The sequence below is a fragment of the Curtobacterium sp. MCSS17_011 genome (genome assembly GCF_003224275.1).
GTDB lineage: Bacteria > Actinomycetota > Actinomycetes > Actinomycetales > Microbacteriaceae > Curtobacterium.
This window is the reverse complement of sequence record NZ_QKLE01000019.1, coordinates 1-13,698: the sequence shown is the minus strand read 5'-3', so window position 1 is coordinate 13,698 and position 13,698 is coordinate 1. Positions and strand designations below refer to the sequence as shown.

Genomic DNA, 13,698 nt, shown 5'->3' with positions numbered 1-13,698 from the left:
CGGGGCCGCCACGGGCCTCCCGTCCGTCGCCTGCGCGGCCCGACCGCCCCGATCGTCAGACCACGCGCGTCGCGCCCGTCACGGGGCCGGGGGCGGCGTCCTCGTCGTCGGCGTCGTGCAGGGTCCGCTCGGCCTGTCCGAGCAGGTGGTGCACGGCGAGGCCGATCGAACGGGCACCGACGACCGCGACGAGCACGCTCAGCAGCGCCAACAACACGGCGGTGGGGATCCAGGCGGACGGCAGCCCGAGTGCCCGGAACCACTCCACCGAAGCGGTGGCGACCGCGGCGGCCGGGAACACGAACGACCAGAACCCGAGCGAGAACGCCAGGCGGACGTACCGCGGCAGCAGGGCCAGCTGCACGAGGACCATCAGGACGCCGAGCCCCGCGATGGCCTGCACGGGCAGGGTGACCGCTCCGTCGGTGAGGGCGAACACCGACAGGGTGGCGACCGCCGGCGGCGCGACCAGGATCGCCATCGTCGGCACGAGCGGCCCCGGCAGCGCCGGTCGGAACGCCAGCCGGATGAGCAGCAGGCCGGTCATGACGCCCCAGAAGAACACACCGACGCCGAGGGCGGGCCAGGAGAGCCAACCGACGCCGACCTCGTGCGTGGCGACCGAGGCGACCAGGGCCGCGGCGACGGTCGGCAGCAGGTAGCCGCCGTGCACGGACTCCAGGGCGAGCCGGCCCTCGAACCAGGTGCTCAGCAGCCAGGCGGCGAACCCGGCCGCGGTGGCCACGGCGGCGAGCACGACGACCTGCCCGGCGACGGGGGCGAACCGCGACAGGTCGACGCCGAGCAGCATCGCGGTCGCGGGCACGAGCGCGGCGATCGGCCCCTGCGCCGGGTGCCGGAGCTGGTCGACGAGTCGTTCCCCGACGCGTGCGCCCCGGACGGCGTGCGCCCCGAGCAGCCACGCCCACGCGACGGCGGCGATCGCCCAGAACACCTGCGGCACCACGGCGGGCAGGTGCAGCACGGGGGCGGCGTACGACCATGTCTCGGCGAAGCCGGCGAGGCCGAACGGGACGGCGAGGGTGTTGAGCGGGATGCGGGAGGTGGGTCGTGGCATGGCTCCCCCATTCTTCCGGACGGGTCGGCTGCGTCGGTGCGCGCCCGGGGGCCGTGCGTGCTCCGCGGTCAGGCTGCGGGCAGTTGCTCGCCCGCCTCGATCGCCACGTCGAGCCGGTTCTCGGCGGGCGGCAGCGGGCAGGTCGCGTGCGGGGTGTAGGCGCACGGCAGGTTCGTGGACCGGTTGAAGTCGATGCGGGTGGCACCCTCGGCATCCGGTGCGGCGATGTCGAGACTCCGGTTCGCGGCGTACGTCGTGACCCCGCTCGTGTGGTCGGTGAAGAGCACGTGCAGGCCACCGGCGTGCCCGTTGAACGCCAGGAGCGACCGTGGCCCGTCGAGGTCGAACGTCAGGACGCCTGGGGCTTCGTAGACGTGCAGCAGGCCGTCGACGACGCTGCCGACCGTGACCTCGCGCGGGGTGTCGAACGGCTCGAAGTGCGCGTCCACGACGAAGTGCTCAGCGGGGGCGTACGCCGGGGTGCCGCGGTAGCCGACGCGGGTCGGGTTCGACGGGTGCCGCGGGCGCAGCAGGTCACTGCCGCCGCGCCGGGCGACCTCGATCACCACGGTCTCGTCGCCGTCGTGCCACACCACGTTGGTGCTCGAGCGCTCCGGCAGCGGGCCGAACCGGTGCGTCCCGGTGACCGGCTGCCCGTCGACCTCGATGGTCTCGCCGTGGGCCAGTGCGACCACCGGGCCGTCCTCGTCCGTCGACCAGCTGCCGGGGGCGTCGTCGAAACGCTCCGGTGTGGCGGTGAGCCAGCGGATGCTCGTGATCGCGAGGAACCCGTGCTCGCTCGCCCGGGCCTGCTCGTGGTCGTCGTGCCAGGCGGTCCACGCTCCGGCGAAGGTCGGGGTCGTGGTGGTCGGGGTCGTCGCGTTCGCCGGGGTCGTCGTGCTCATGGGTCGACCGTACGACGCGTGGCCCGGCGGCGCGACGCGGAACGTAACGGGCCCGTCCCCTCGTGGCAGAGTGGCACCGCAGCGCACCGCGAAGCCTCGCGCGCGGCTCCCGACTCCCGACAGTCCAGTTCCATCGAGAGGAAGGCAGCGCATGCCCTTCGAGAACACCGACCGCATCCAGGCCACCACGGCCGGATCGCTCCCCCGCACCCCGGAGCTCATCGCCGCGAACGCCGCACGGCCCGTGGGCGCCGACGGCTTCACGCTCGAGACCACCGACGAGGTCCGATCCCTGACGAGCGCGGCCGTGGACGACGTCGTGGCCCGGCAGACCGCGCTCGGCATCACCCAGCCCGGCGACGGCGAGTTCGGCAAGGCGATGTCGAACAGCGTCGACTACGGCGCCTGGTGGGGCTACTCGTTCCAGCGCGTCAGCGGCCTGAGCCTGACCGACGAGAACGTCTTCTCGCAGCAGCCGGTCCGCTCCACGCCGGGGAACATCCGGCTCACGAGCTTCCCGGACCGCCGCGACTGGACGATCTTCCACGACGCCTACACCGACCCCGAGTCGGGCATCGGCACCGGCAAGAACGCCACCGCGTTCCCGACCACGACCGGCCCGATCACCTACACCGGCCACGAGGCCGCAGCCACCGACGCCGCCAACCTCAAGCACGCGGTCGAGGCAGCCGGCGCCGACAACGGCTTCATCACGGCGCTCTCCCCCGGTTCCGCCGCCCGCATCGCGAACGAGTACTACGCGACCGAGGAAGAGCACATCTGGGCGTGGGCCGACGCCCTGCGCGAGGAGTACACGACGATCCTCGACGCCGGCCTCGTGCTGCAGATCGACGACCCCTCGATCGCCGAGAACTGGGACCAGATCAACCCCGAGCCGAGCATCGAGGACTACCGCGCCTTCACCCGCATCCGCGTCGAGGCGCTCAACCACGCGCTCAGGGGCCTCGACACCAGCCGCGTGCGCTTCCACCTGTGCTGGGGCTCCTGGCACGGCCCGCACACCACCGACATCGAGCTCCGCCACATCGTCGACCTGATGCTCGAGATCGACGCGGGCGCGTACTCCTTCGAGGCCGCGAACGCCCGCCACGAGCACGAGTGGACCGTCTGGCAGGACGTCACCCTGCCGGAGGGCAAGGTCATCGTCCCCGGAGTCGTCGGCCACGCCACGAACGTCGTCGAGCATCCCGACCTCGTCGCACAGCGCATCGAGCGGTTCGCCTCGGTGGTCGGGCGTGAGCGCGTCATCGCCGGCACCGACTGCGGCCTCGGCGGTCGGGTGCACCCGCAGATCGCCGCGGCGAAGCTCGAGTCCCTCGGTGAGGGTGCGCGGCGCGCGAGCGCGAAGCTGTTCTAGCCGCCCGTTCCTTCCCAGAACGGCTGCGATACCTGGCGAGACCGGGCGTACCTGCCACGAACAACACGGCAGGTACGCCCGTTTCCGCCAGGTACGCCCGGTTTGGCCAGGTACGCCCGTTTCGTGCAGGTAGACCCGGCTCGGGGAGGTACGCGTGGTTCCGGAACGCACGGACGGACGGGAGGCGCGGTGCGGGCCCGCCCCGCGCCTCCAGGCGGTCAGCGGCGTCGGCCGAGGGCGACGGCCGCGACCGCGACGAGCGCTCCGGCCCACAGCACGGGGCGCGTGACGCGCCGTCGCTTCGCGACCCAGCCGCCGTTCGTCGCGTTCGCGGCGTCGGCCGGAGCGTAGAGGTTGCCGTCGGTCGGGGCGCCCTTGCCACGGAGCGCGAACGTCTCCACCATCGGCTTCGTGATCTTGTGGAACAGGCCCGGGAACACGTACTGCAGCGGCACGAGCGAGGCCTGGATCCGTCCGACGAAGCGGTAGCGCTTCGGGTGCGTGGCGGCCTGCACCACGGCACGGCCGGCCCGCTCGACGGAGACGGTGGGCGGCAGTGGGTGCGAGGTCTTGCCGGTGTAGTTGGCACCGTTCTGGTAGATCGGGGTGTCGATCGTGGACGGCAGCAGCGCGGTGAACCGGATGCCGGTGCCCGCGAACTCGTCGCCGAGCACGTCGACCAGGCCGAGCGCCGCGTGCTTGCTCGTCACGTACGCCGACTGGTAGGGCGCCGAGAGCAGCGACTGGATCGAGCCGACGAGCACGTAGGTGCCCGTCCCGCGCTGCTTCCAGTGCGGCAGCAGGTGCGTGATGGCGTTGAGGTGCCCGTACAGGTTCGTGTCGACGACGCGCTTGAACGCCTCGGTGGGGGTCTGCTCGAACAGGCCGTAGACGAACAGGGCCGCGTTGCCGACGAAGACGTCAATGCGACCGAAGCGGGTCGTCACCGTGCCGATGAGGTCCTTGACCTGGTGCTCGTCGGCGACGTCCGTCGGGATCGCGATCGCCTCGGCGCCGAGCTTCCGGCACTCGGCGGCTGCGGCCTCCAGCGAGTCGTGCCCGCGTGCGGCGAGCACGAGTGTCGCGCCCTGCCGGGCGAACTCGTGTGCGGCGGCCCTCCCGATGCCGCTCGATGCTCCGGTGATGACGACGATCTTCCCGCGGTACCGATGTCCCATGCGTCCTTGGTACCCGGCCGTGGTCCGTTCCCGCACAGCCGGGTCGTACCCCTCCATGCGGTGCGAAGATGGAGCATGCGCAAGGACGACCTGACCGTCGACGAAGCCGCGGTCATCGCCGAGCACGCCCGTGCCGGTGTCCTCGACGTCGACGACCCCGAGGTGCGGAAGGTCGTCGAGCAGGCGAACCGGGTGCTGGTCCGGGCGCAGATGTGGGGCGAGGAGCGGAGCCCGAAGCTGCGGCGTCGCCGACGGTTCATCGCGGTCGGGGCCCTCGTGATGGTGCTCGTCTGGGTCGCGGGACTGCTCGTGCCGCTGGCGATGCGCTTCGGCTGACGGGTGCGTCAGCGCCGGCTGCGGTGTGCGCGGGGCGGATCAACCACGGTGCGGCCCTGGTCAGGCGCTCCCGGGTGGTGCATGATCCGACGACCACACCACCATCGCGCTGCAGGGAGCACGACATGGACCAGCACATCGATCGACGGCGCTTCATGACGCTCGGACTCGCCGGAGCCGCGACCACCGCGCTCGGCGCGACGGCGATCGGCCCGGACGGCTCGGCACAGGCGGCGACCGGGACCACGGCGCCGGCCGCTGCCCCCGTGCTGCTCGCCGCCGACGAGTTCGACGGCCCGGTCGGCAGCGCGCCGAACCCCGGGATCTGGCGGTACGACCTGGGCGCCGGCGGCTGGGGCAACGCCGAGTTGCAGACCTACACGGACTCGCGGCGGAACGCGGCGCTCGACGGTGCCGGCAACCTCGTGATCACCGCACACCGCGAGGCCGACGGGTCGTACTCCTCGGCCCGGCTGAAGTCCGAGAGCACCTACACCGCGCACTACGGCCGCATCGAGGCGCGGATCCGCATCCCCCGTGGCCAGGGCGTCTGGCCGGCGTTCTGGATGCTCGGTGCCGACATCGGGCAGGTCGGCTGGCCGGCGTGCGGGGAGATCGACGTCATGGAGAACGTCGGGTACGAGCCGGGGATCGTGCACGGCACGGTGCACGGGCCCGGGTACTCAGGAGCACAGGGCATCTCGGCGGCGTACACGGCTCCGTCCGGAGCAGCGTTCGCCGACGACTTCCACGTGTACGGGGTCGACTGGCGCCCCGGCTCCATCACCTGGACGGTCGACGGTGTCGCGTACCGGACGGTCACCCGGGCCGACGTCGGCTCCGCCCCGTGGGTGTTCGACAAGCCGTTCTTCGTGATCCTCAACGTCGCGGTCGGCGGGAACTGGCCGGGTTCGCCCGACGCCTCGTCGCGGTTCCCGCAGCAGATGACCGTCGACTGGCTGCGGGTCCACCAGAACGCCTAGCCGGGTCGCCCACGCCGTGACCGGGCTCGTCCCCGTCAGGCTGCGCTCGTCCGCGTCAGGGACGGCGGTTCGCGCGGGCGACGAGCCACAGGTAGGTGCTGTGCCCGACCAGGGCGAGTCCGAAGAACACCGCGGCGACCGCGTAGACCCGGTCGAGCTTGCCCTGCCCGATCACGAGCATCACGACGCAGAACACGACGGCAATCGCGAGGACACCGACCTGCACGGTCGACCAGATACGTCGGAAGCGCGGCATGCCCGTCTCGTTCACGCCACCCATTCTGCCCGATGCCGTCAGTGCTTCTCCGGGTCGTGGCCCCAGTTCATGAGCGAGTACCGCCAGGGGGTGTCGTGCACGTCGCCCTCGGGCCGCTGCTCCGAGTGCCGGGCGACGTAGCCGACGACCTTCCGCATGTGCGCCAGGTCGTCGTCGGTGCGGTCGGCCCGGTGCTTCTCGAGTATCCGGATGATGTGCCGACCGCTCTCGTGCCCGGTCGATTCGCCCCCGCCGGACGGCTTCTGCCCGACGGACTTCGACTCGTCGGTGTCGAGCCACTTCCGCAGCTCGGTGGCGGTCATGTTCACCGCGTCGTCGAAGTCGGCCCGGGTCTGCTCGTCGTCGTGCTCGCTCATGCGGTCGAGCCAACCCGGCGGTGCTGGACGACTGCGCAGGACGGATGCGGCTCCGACCGTGCCCAGCCCCTCACGCGTTTCCTGATCCTGCGAACCCCGCACCCGAACAGGAAGAGGCATCACATGCGCGCAGTCGTGTGGCACGGCATCGGCGACATCCGGCTCGACGAGGTCCCGAACCCGACGATCCAGGACCCGGAGGACGCGATCGTCCGGATCACCCGCAGTGCGATCTGCGGCACCGATCTGCACTTCGTCCGCGGCACCATGGCACCGATGGTCGAGGGCACGATCCTCGGCCACGAAGCCGTCGGCGTCGTCACCGAGGTCGGGGACGCGGTGCGCGGCTTCAGCCCCGGCGACCGCGTCGTGATCAACTCCACCGTGTCCTGCGGTGCCTGCCGGTACTGCCGGATGGGCAGGACCGCCCAGTGCGACCGCTCGAACAGCAACGGACCGCAGGCGGGCACCGCGTTCTTCGGCGGCCCCGCCTCGACCGGACCGGTCGACGGCATGCAGGCGGAGTACGTCCGCGTCCCGTGGGCCCGCAACACCATGCACCCGCTCCCGGACACCGTCTCCGACGAGCAGGCGATCCTGCTGTCCGACATCTTCCCCACGGGGTGGTTCGGCGCGGAGCTCGCGGGCGTCACGCGCGGTGACGTCGTGGTGGTGTTCGGCGCCGGGATCGTCGGACAGTTCGCGGCAGCCTCGGCGTACAAGCAGGGCGCGGCCCGCGTCATCGTCGTCGACGGCGAGGAGACCCGGCTCGCCGCCGCGCTCGCCCAGCACTGCGAGGTCGTCGACTACAACGCCGAAGACCCGGTCGAGACGATCATGTCGCTGACCGACGGCATCGGCGCGGACTGCGTGATCGACGCAGTCGGCGTGGACGCCGAGCGCCCGAAGCGCGGCCCGGCGGCGGTCGACCAGGACCAGGCGGAGGCGTTCGACGCCGAGGTCGCCGCGGTCGCGCCCGATGCCGCACCCGACGGCGTCGGTGAGCAGCAGCAGTGGAAGCCCGGTGACGGCCCCTCGCAGGTGGCTCGCTGGGCGGTGTCGAGCGTGGCGAAGTACGGCCGCATCGGGATCATCGGGGTGTACGGACCCACGGCCGAGCACTACCCGATCGGCGAGGCGATGCTCAAGAACCTGACCGTGCGGATGGGGAACTGCGACCACCACTCCGTCACCCCGCCGCTGATCGACATGGTGGCCGCCGGACAGTTCGACCCGACGGCCCTGATCACCGAGCACGAGCCGATCACCGACGCGATCGGTGCCTACGAGGCGTTCGACCGGCGCGAACCCGGCTGGATCAAGGTCGAGCTCGGCACCTCCTGACCGGAACGCGCTGCACCGGACCGCGACGACACCGGGTGGGAATGGAACGTCCCCGCCCGGTGTCGAACTCTGCACCGACCACGAAGGAGCCCACCATGAGCCTCGACCTCCACAAGAGCACCGGCGCCGGAACCGTCACCGACGAGCGCGCCTGCCTGCCGAAGCCCGTCCTGCCCAGCCTGCACGACGAGCGCACCCCGTCCTTCGGCCGCTGGCTCGGCCAGATCAACCACACCGACTGACCCACCAGCGGAGCGAGGGCACCCGCCGCCCGGACCCTCGCCGCGCACTGCTACCGTGCACCCATGTCCTGGGGCCGGCGGTACTACGCGCTGCAAGCCGTCGGCGGAGCGGCCTGGTGGATCGCCGTCGCGACGCTGCCGTGGATCCGCACGGCGACGCTCGGCTCGCTCGACCCGGTGCTGGTCGCCGTGTTCGACGTCCCGCTGTTCGTCGTCGCCTCGGCCCTCGCCGCCGCGGGAGTCCGGACCGCCGCGGTGGTCACGACGGCGTGGACCGCGCTGGTGCTCGTTGCCCTGAGCGTCTGGGCCACCGCGATCGGCGATGCCGGCTGGGGCGTGCTGGTCATGCTCGCCGCCACGATCGGATCGACCCTCGCCCTCGCCCTCGTCCTGCTCGGACGGGTCCCGACGGAGTGGGTGACGAGCGGTCCGCTGCGGATCCGGACCGCTGACGCCGCGGCCCCGCGCTCCCGGCACGTCACCGCGACCGTGCTGCAGATCGTCGTCTTCTGGGGCCTGTTCCTCGGGGTGTTCCCCCTGCTCATCGCGTTCGCCGAGCACCGCTGGGGCCTGCACCTGCGCCTGCCGACACCCTCCGTCACCGCCCTCACCGTCGTCGGTGTGGTCGTGCTCCTGCTGGCGAGTGCGCTCGGCATCGCGTCGGCAGCGGCGATGTCGACGAAGGGCGAGGGCACGCCGCTGCCCTCGGCCACCGCGAACCGCCTGGTGGTCGCCGGGCCGTACCGGTCGGTGCGGAACCCGATGGCACTGGCCGGCATCACCCAGGGCGTCGCGGTCGGCCTGCTGCTGTCGTCGTGGCTGGTCGTCGTCTACGCTATCGCCGGCTCCGTCGTCTGGAACTGCATCGTCCGCCCGCTCGAGGAATCCGACCTGGCGGAACGGTTCGGCGACGACTTCCGCCGGTACGCCGAGCAGGTCCGGTGCTGGGTGCCGCGGTGGCCGGTGCCGGCGCGGGTGGGTTCGGTGCCGCTCAGCTCGTCGCGCCGCTGATGTTCACCAGCCACGACACCCCGTGGCGGTCGGTGAGCATGCCGAAGGTGTCGCCCCAGGGTGCCGTGGTGAGCGGTTCGACGATCGTCGCGCCCTGGGCGAGGCCGTTCCACCACCCCGTCAGCAGCTCGTGGTCGTCACCGCTGAGCGAGAGCGAGATGCTGCTCTCCACCGGCGTCGGCATGCCGGAGGGCGCGTCCGAGGCCATCAGCAGCAGGCCCTGGTCGCCGTCGAGCTGCCCGTGCATCACCTTGTCGGCGTCGGCGGGGTCCTGGCTCATGCCGGCCTCGCCGAACGTGCCGATCGTGAGCGTGCCGCCGAAGACCGAGTGGTAGAACTCGAGCGCTTCGCGGGCGCCGCTCCGGAACCCGACGTAGGGGTTGAGGCGAACGGTCATGACGGTCTCCCTCGTCCTGCGCGGGCGCCGTCGCCCGCGTCGTGATCATCGTGGCAGAGCGCGCGTCCCCGCGGAAGGAGACGCCGTCGTCTTCCTTCGGCGCCGCCAGGTCGTCGAGACGCCTCCACATTCGGCGGCGTCTCGACGACGGCACGGCGTCGCAGCAACACGCCGGCGTGTTCGAAGCAGCACCAACGCCGGACGGGAGGCGCGTGGCGGCACCGCCACGGGCCTCCCGTCCGTCATACGGTGGGGTCCACCACCGGCGGCCGCGCTGTCGGAGCCAGCTCACGGATCCGCTTGGCGGGGACGCCGGCGTACACGCCGTGCGCCGCCAGGCGGCCGACGACCACGGCGCCGGCGGCGACCACGACATCGTGCTCGATGTGGGCACCCGGCAGGATCGTGGCGCGGCCGCCGACCCAGACGTGCTCCTCGACGACCACCGGACGACCCGTCGCGACGCCGCTCCACCGGCCCTGGGCGTCGATGTCGTGGTGGCTCGTCATGATGAGCACCTGCATCCCGATCGCGGTGTTCGCACCGATGGTCACGGGTGCCACCGCCTCGACGGTCACGTTCCGGTTGAAGAAGACGCCCCGGCCGATGGTCAGGTGCTTCGGGTCGCCCGTCAACGAGAACCCGGCGCCCACACTGGACTCGGCGCGTGCCCCGGCCGCACGGAGCAGCAGCCGACGGAGGATCCGGGGCAGCAGCGCCGACCCGAGCAGGGCGGTGAACAGCACGTGCTCCCGGGCGTACGAGGCGTCCTCGACGAGCCGGCGGCCGAACGTGGACGGGGCAGGTGCCGACGGGACGGGCGCCGAGGTCGGGACGGGTGGTGCTGCTGAGCCGGCCATGGGGTCTCCAGTCGTCGTGGCTGCGTGTCCGTGCAGCGCAAACGTAGGACGACGATCGACTGCGATCGGCAGGACGACCGCCGGTTGCGGGATTCTTGCGGGGCCACGCGGCTGCTCGCCTACGCGCGTGCCCCGTCGCGCGCCGTGGACGCCGTCTGCCGGGGCAGCTCGCCGAACTCCTCGCGGTAGCTCCCCGCGAACCGGCCGAGGTGGGCGAACCCGGTGGCCCGGGCGATCTCGGCGATGCTCCGCCCGTCGCCCGACTCGAGCTGTTCACGGGCGAGCAGCAGCCGGATGCGGCGCAGGTACATGGTCGGGGTGATGCCGTGGTGTCGCTGGAACGCAGCCTGCACGCCGCGCACGCTCAGGCCGGCGGCCTCGGCGACGTCGTCGACGGTGATCGGCTCGGTGGCGTGCTCGAGCAGGAAGGTCTCGGCACGGGCGAACCGCGCGGTGGCGGCCATGGCCGGCTCGTGCTGCCCGACGGGCCAGTGCGGGATCGCGGTGAGGAGACCACCGGCGGCGAAACGGGCGAGCTCCCGCTCACGTTCGATCGGCACGGCGTCGGGCCCGGCCAGCACCTCTTGTGCGACGGACCGCACCATGAGCCACCAGGCAGCGAGCGGCGCGCCCTCGGGCACGTGCCGCGGACGGAACTCGATGGGACCGGGGGCCCAGTCGCCGCGCTCGGCCGCGACCTGTTCGACGATCGAGCGGTCGATGCGCAGGACGTCCTTGTTGCAGGCGATCCAGCGGAAGCGCTGGGGCCCCTGGCGGAAGAGCGTCGGGCGGCCGATCTTCACGGGGTTCTCGTCGAGCTGGGCGACGCCGGACTTCATCCAGAAGATCATCACCGCGCTGCCCGGCTCGATCGCGCCGCTCAGGACCCCGGTGCAGCGTGTCGACTCGAGCGACAGCAGCGCCGTCCCGCGCACGCGCTCCTCGAACACGAACTCGGTGTCCGTCGGTTCGACCGACAGCCCGTGGGTGATGTGCGTCCGAGCCATCGCCTCGGCCGCGATCGACGGCTCGGCGGTCTGGATCTCCCGCAGCATGCGGTGCATCGTCTCGGGCACGTGATGATCCTCCCGACAAGTCGGCGTCTGCGCAACGCGCGACGCGCCGCGTTCCTGTACGGCGACCAGCGAGCGCGCTGTTGGCTGTGCAGCAGGAGGTCGAACATGAAGTACATCCAGTACGACCGCTCGACGATCCTGACGAGCGACGACGTGGCCGACGCCGTGATCGAGTACGCCGCCGCTCTGGCCGGGGGCAGCCGTGCGGACACCGTGGCGATCCCCGCCGTGGCCGCCGACGGCACCATGACGACGACCAAGGTGCTCATCGGTCCGTCGAGCCAGCTCGTCGTCGAGGACGCCGAGGAGGACGAACTCGAAGGTGAGGACACCGTGTTCGTGGCACGGCTGCGCGCCGCCGCGCTGACGTTCGACCACGACGAGGTGATCCACGCGGACACCCGGTCGGACCTGACCGAGGGGCCGGTGGCGTAGGGAGCGTCCCTGCGGAGCGCCTGCGCAGCGCCGGCTCAGCGCCCGAAGTCCGGCGGCGACGCGTTGGTGTCGACGGCGAGCACGGCCTCGGTGCGCCGGCCGAGTTCGAGCAGGAAGGCCTCGCCCTCGGGTTCGAGGACGTCGTCCGGCGCCGGCTCCACGGCGACCGGGATCGCCGGGGCCAGCAGCACCTCGACGGTGCTCGCCACCCCGAAGTCGTCCGCGGTCGGGATCGACACGACGTCGCTCAGCCGGCTCTGGTGCAGTGCGGCCGCGTACCGGATCACCGCGTCGGCGATCGTGTCGCTCGTCAGGACACGGACCGTGCCCGCGTAGTTCACGTACTTCACACTTGCTCCCTGGTGAAGAGGAGCATCCGTCGCGGTGACGGTTCCCTGATCTGACTCGACGGTAGGCCGTCGTCGCGCGCGGCACACATCTTCGGTTTGCGGATGGGGTACGCCCGGAGCCTGAGCCGGTGCCCAGTGGGGGTCGCAGACGATCGGGGACGTCCACGGAAACCGACCACAGGGAGAGACATGACCGAGCAGCAGCAGCCCCCGGGGAGCGACCAGGAACTCACGCCGAAGGCCGACCACGGCGAGGAGTCGTACCGAGGCTCCGGCAAGCTCACCGGCAAGCGTGCCGTCATCACCGGCGGGGACAGCGGGATCGGGAAGGCCGTCGCGATCGCGTTCGCCCGCGAGGGTGCGGACGTCCTGATCAGCTACCTGCCGCAAGAAGAGGACGACGCGCAGGACACGAAGCGCTGGATCGAGCAGGCCGGTCGGAAGGCCGTGCTGTTCCCGGGCGACGTGAGCGATCCCGCGTACTGCCGATCGGTCATCGACCAGGCGGTCTCGGAGCTCGGCGGGCTCGACGTCCTCGTGAACAACGCCGCCTACCAGATGACCCACGAGACGATCGAGGAGATCAGCGACGAGGAGTGGGACCACACCCTCGCAACGAACCTCAGCGCCTACTTCCACCTCGTCAAGGCTGCACTGCCGCACCTGGGCCCGGGGTCGTCGATCATCGGGTCGAGCTCGGTGAACTCCGACAACCCGAAGCCGAACCTCGCCCCCTACGACGTCACGAAGGCCGGCGTCGCGAACCTGTCGGCAGCGCTCGCGCAGCTGCTCGGGGACCGCGGGATCCGCGTGAACAGCGTCGCCCCCGGGCCGATCTGGACGCCGCTGATCCCGTCGACGATGCCGCCGGAGGAGGTCGAGCAGTTCGGCAAGCAGTCGCCGCTCGGCCGTCCCGGCCAGCCGGCCGAACTCGCACCCGTCTACGTGCTGCTCGCCAGTGACGACGGAAGCTACGTCTCCGGCGCGCGGGTCGCCGTCACCGGCGGCACCCCGATCCTGTAGCGGCACGCGGTTCCGGCGACGCGACCAGGTGACGGACGGGAGGCCCGGGGCACGACGTGCGCCGGGCCTCCCGTCCGTCGTCGGGGGACGCTCCTGGCTGAATCGCCGTCCACCGCGATCGGCCTACGTTCAGGGCCATGTCCACGCGAGCGAAGACCGTCACGGCGCTGTTCGGCGCCGCCACCGTAGCCCTGCTGCTCACCGCCTGCGACCCCGGCGGAGCGCAGAACATCAACCCCGTCGGCAAGGTCCCCGGCTCCGAGGAGAAGTCCCAGTCGGCCCAGTGCGACGTGGCCGCCAGTGCCGCCGTCGACATGATCGACAAGGCGGTCGGGTCGCACGACACCACCGAGTTCGCGAACATCCAGAAGGGTGACGGCGGCTGGTACCTCGGCGCCGCGATCGTCCCCGCGGACAGCAACGACTCCAACGACGACGAGGTCACCATCTGGGCGACCACCGCCGATCC

General features: G+C 71.8%; 18 protein-coding genes. 9 read left to right on the top strand and 9 right to left on the bottom strand.

What is annotated here, in order from left to right; translation table 11 throughout:
• Positions 1-55: 55 nt before the first annotated feature.
• A complete protein-coding gene (locus tag DEJ17_RS12660; protein ID WP_110894377.1) occupies positions 56-1,078 on the bottom strand; it encodes a transporter in 1,023 nt (340 codons plus the stop codon).
• A gap of 68 nt (positions 1,079-1,146) precedes the next feature.
• A complete protein-coding gene (locus DEJ17_RS12655; protein WP_110894375.1) occupies positions 1,147-1,983 on the bottom strand; it encodes a DUF1684 domain-containing protein in 837 nt (278 codons plus the stop codon).
• Between the two features lie 151 nt (positions 1,984-2,134).
• On the opposite strand from DEJ17_RS12655, the gene DEJ17_RS12650 reads away from it, so the two are divergent.
• Positions 2,135-3,361, top strand: coding sequence for a cobalamin-independent methionine synthase II family protein (locus DEJ17_RS12650; RefSeq protein WP_110894373.1), 1,227 nt, complete (start codon positions 2,135-2,137; stop codon positions 3,359-3,361).
• Between the two features lie 218 nt (positions 3,362-3,579).
• Here the strand turns inward: DEJ17_RS12650 and DEJ17_RS12645 are convergent, their stop codons facing one another.
• Positions 3,580-4,539 carry an SDR family oxidoreductase gene (locus DEJ17_RS12645; protein ID WP_181421166.1) on the bottom strand — a complete coding sequence of 320 codons (960 nt, stop codon included), beginning with the start codon at positions 4,537-4,539 and terminating at the stop codon, positions 3,580-3,582.
• 75 nt (positions 4,540-4,614) lie between these two features.
• Between DEJ17_RS12645 and DEJ17_RS12640 the strand changes: the two genes are divergently transcribed.
• Together DEJ17_RS12640 and DEJ17_RS12635 are read left to right on the top strand one after the other, a co-directional pair.
• Positions 4,615-4,875, top strand: coding sequence for a hypothetical protein (locus DEJ17_RS12640; RefSeq protein WP_110894369.1), 261 nt, complete (start codon positions 4,615-4,617; stop codon positions 4,873-4,875).
• Positions 4,876-5,000: 125 nt separating this feature from the next.
• The gene (locus tag DEJ17_RS12635; protein ID WP_110894367.1) at positions 5,001-5,858 is read left to right on the top strand and encodes a family 16 glycosylhydrolase; all 858 of its coding nucleotides are present in this window, start codon (positions 5,001-5,003) and stop codon (positions 5,856-5,858) included.
• 55 nt (positions 5,859-5,913) lie between these two features.
• Here the strand turns inward: DEJ17_RS12635 and DEJ17_RS12630 are convergent, their stop codons facing one another.
• Entirely contained in the window at positions 5,914-6,129 is a 216-nt protein-coding gene (locus DEJ17_RS12630) for a hypothetical protein (protein ID WP_139179681.1), read from the bottom strand.
• Between the two features lie 23 nt (positions 6,130-6,152).
• Positions 6,153-6,491 (bottom strand): DUF3140 domain-containing protein, encoded by a 339-nt coding sequence (locus tag DEJ17_RS12625; protein ID WP_110894365.1) that lies wholly within the window; start codon positions 6,489-6,491, stop codon positions 6,153-6,155.
• A gap of 123 nt (positions 6,492-6,614) precedes the next feature.
• Here DEJ17_RS12625 and DEJ17_RS12620 point away from each other — a divergent pair, with 123 nt between their 5' ends.
• From DEJ17_RS12620 to DEJ17_RS12610, 3 genes are all read left to right on the top strand, one after another.
• Positions 6,615-7,835 (top strand): alcohol dehydrogenase catalytic domain-containing protein, encoded by a 1,221-nt coding sequence (locus DEJ17_RS12620; RefSeq protein WP_110894363.1) that lies wholly within the window; start codon positions 6,615-6,617, stop codon positions 7,833-7,835.
• Positions 7,836-7,930: 95 nt separating this feature from the next.
• Positions 7,931-8,077 (top strand): hypothetical protein, encoded by a 147-nt coding sequence (locus DEJ17_RS17825; protein WP_181420139.1) that lies wholly within the window; start codon positions 7,931-7,933, stop codon positions 8,075-8,077.
• Positions 8,078-8,140: 63 nt separating this feature from the next.
• Positions 8,141-9,088 carry an isoprenylcysteine carboxylmethyltransferase family protein gene (locus DEJ17_RS12610; protein ID WP_110894361.1) on the top strand — a complete coding sequence of 316 codons (948 nt, stop codon included), beginning with the start codon at positions 8,141-8,143 and terminating at the stop codon, positions 9,086-9,088.
• Here the strand turns inward: DEJ17_RS12610 and DEJ17_RS12605 are convergent.
• From DEJ17_RS12605 to DEJ17_RS12595, 3 genes are all read right to left on the bottom strand, one after another.
• Positions 9,069-9,485 (bottom strand): VOC family protein, encoded by a 417-nt coding sequence (locus DEJ17_RS12605; protein ID WP_110894359.1) that lies wholly within the window; start codon positions 9,483-9,485, stop codon positions 9,069-9,071. The genes DEJ17_RS12610 and DEJ17_RS12605 overlap by 20 nt on opposite strands.
• A 242-nt stretch (positions 9,486-9,727) precedes the next feature.
• Entirely contained in the window at positions 9,728-10,345 is a 618-nt protein-coding gene (locus DEJ17_RS12600) for a DapH/DapD/GlmU-related protein (RefSeq protein ID WP_110894357.1), read from the bottom strand.
• A gap of 119 nt (positions 10,346-10,464) precedes the next feature.
• The gene (locus DEJ17_RS12595) at positions 10,465-11,421 is read right to left on the bottom strand and encodes an AraC family transcriptional regulator (protein ID WP_110894355.1); all 957 of its coding nucleotides are present in this window, start codon (positions 11,419-11,421) and stop codon (positions 10,465-10,467) included.
• Positions 11,422-11,526: 105 nt separating this feature from the next.
• Between DEJ17_RS12595 and DEJ17_RS12590 the strand changes: the two genes are divergently transcribed.
• Entirely contained in the window at positions 11,527-11,856 is a 330-nt protein-coding gene (locus tag DEJ17_RS12590; protein ID WP_110862172.1) for a hypothetical protein, read from the top strand.
• A gap of 35 nt (positions 11,857-11,891) precedes the next feature.
• On the opposite strand, the gene DEJ17_RS12585 is transcribed toward DEJ17_RS12590, so the two are convergent.
• Complete coding sequence (locus tag DEJ17_RS12585; RefSeq protein ID WP_110894353.1) at positions 11,892-12,206, bottom strand: hypothetical protein; 315 nt, start codon at positions 12,204-12,206, stop codon at positions 11,892-11,894.
• Positions 12,207-12,395: 189 nt separating this feature from the next.
• On the opposite strand from DEJ17_RS12585, the gene DEJ17_RS12580 reads away from it, so the two are divergent.
• Both DEJ17_RS12580 and DEJ17_RS12575 read left to right on the top strand, forming a co-directional pair.
• Complete coding sequence (locus DEJ17_RS12580; RefSeq protein WP_110894351.1) at positions 12,396-13,229, top strand: SDR family oxidoreductase; 834 nt, start codon at positions 12,396-12,398, stop codon at positions 13,227-13,229.
• A gap of 137 nt (positions 13,230-13,366) precedes the next feature.
• Positions 13,367-13,698, top strand: a 332-nt coding sequence (locus tag DEJ17_RS12575; protein ID WP_146239714.1) for a hypothetical protein, incomplete at its 3' end; no start/stop codon positions are given.

Coding starts and splice junctions, on each gene's coding strand:
- DEJ17_RS12580 (WP_110894351.1), top strand. CDS start 12,396: ATGACCGAGCAGCAGCAGCCCCCGGGGAGCGACCAGGAACTCACGCCG.
- DEJ17_RS12625 (WP_110894365.1), bottom strand. CDS start 6,491: ATGAGCGAGCACGACGACGAGCAGACCCGGGCCGACTTCGACGACGCG.
- DEJ17_RS12650 (WP_110894373.1), top strand. CDS start 2,135: ATGCCCTTCGAGAACACCGACCGCATCCAGGCCACCACGGCCGGATCG.
- DEJ17_RS12660 (WP_110894377.1), bottom strand. CDS start 1,078: ATGCCACGACCCACCTCCCGCATCCCGCTCAACACCCTCGCCGTCCCG.
- DEJ17_RS12600 (WP_110894357.1), bottom strand. CDS start 10,345: ATGGCCGGCTCAGCAGCACCACCCGTCCCGACCTCGGCGCCCGTCCCG.
- DEJ17_RS12640 (WP_110894369.1), top strand. CDS start 4,615: ATGCGCAAGGACGACCTGACCGTCGACGAAGCCGCGGTCATCGCCGAG.
- DEJ17_RS12620 (WP_110894363.1), top strand. CDS start 6,615: ATGCGCGCAGTCGTGTGGCACGGCATCGGCGACATCCGGCTCGACGAG.
- DEJ17_RS12605 (WP_110894359.1), bottom strand. CDS start 9,485: ATGACCGTTCGCCTCAACCCCTACGTCGGGTTCCGGAGCGGCGCCCGC.
- DEJ17_RS12635 (WP_110894367.1), top strand. CDS start 5,001: ATGGACCAGCACATCGATCGACGGCGCTTCATGACGCTCGGACTCGCC.
- DEJ17_RS12610 (WP_110894361.1), top strand. CDS start 8,141: ATGTCCTGGGGCCGGCGGTACTACGCGCTGCAAGCCGTCGGCGGAGCG.
- DEJ17_RS17825 (WP_181420139.1), top strand. CDS start 7,931: ATGAGCCTCGACCTCCACAAGAGCACCGGCGCCGGAACCGTCACCGAC.
- DEJ17_RS12645 (WP_181421166.1), bottom strand. CDS start 4,539: ATGGGACATCGGTACCGCGGGAAGATCGTCGTCATCACCGGAGCATCG.
- DEJ17_RS12655 (WP_110894375.1), bottom strand. CDS start 1,983: ATGAGCACGACGACCCCGGCGAACGCGACGACCCCGACCACCACGACC.
- DEJ17_RS12590 (WP_110862172.1), top strand. CDS start 11,527: ATGAAGTACATCCAGTACGACCGCTCGACGATCCTGACGAGCGACGAC.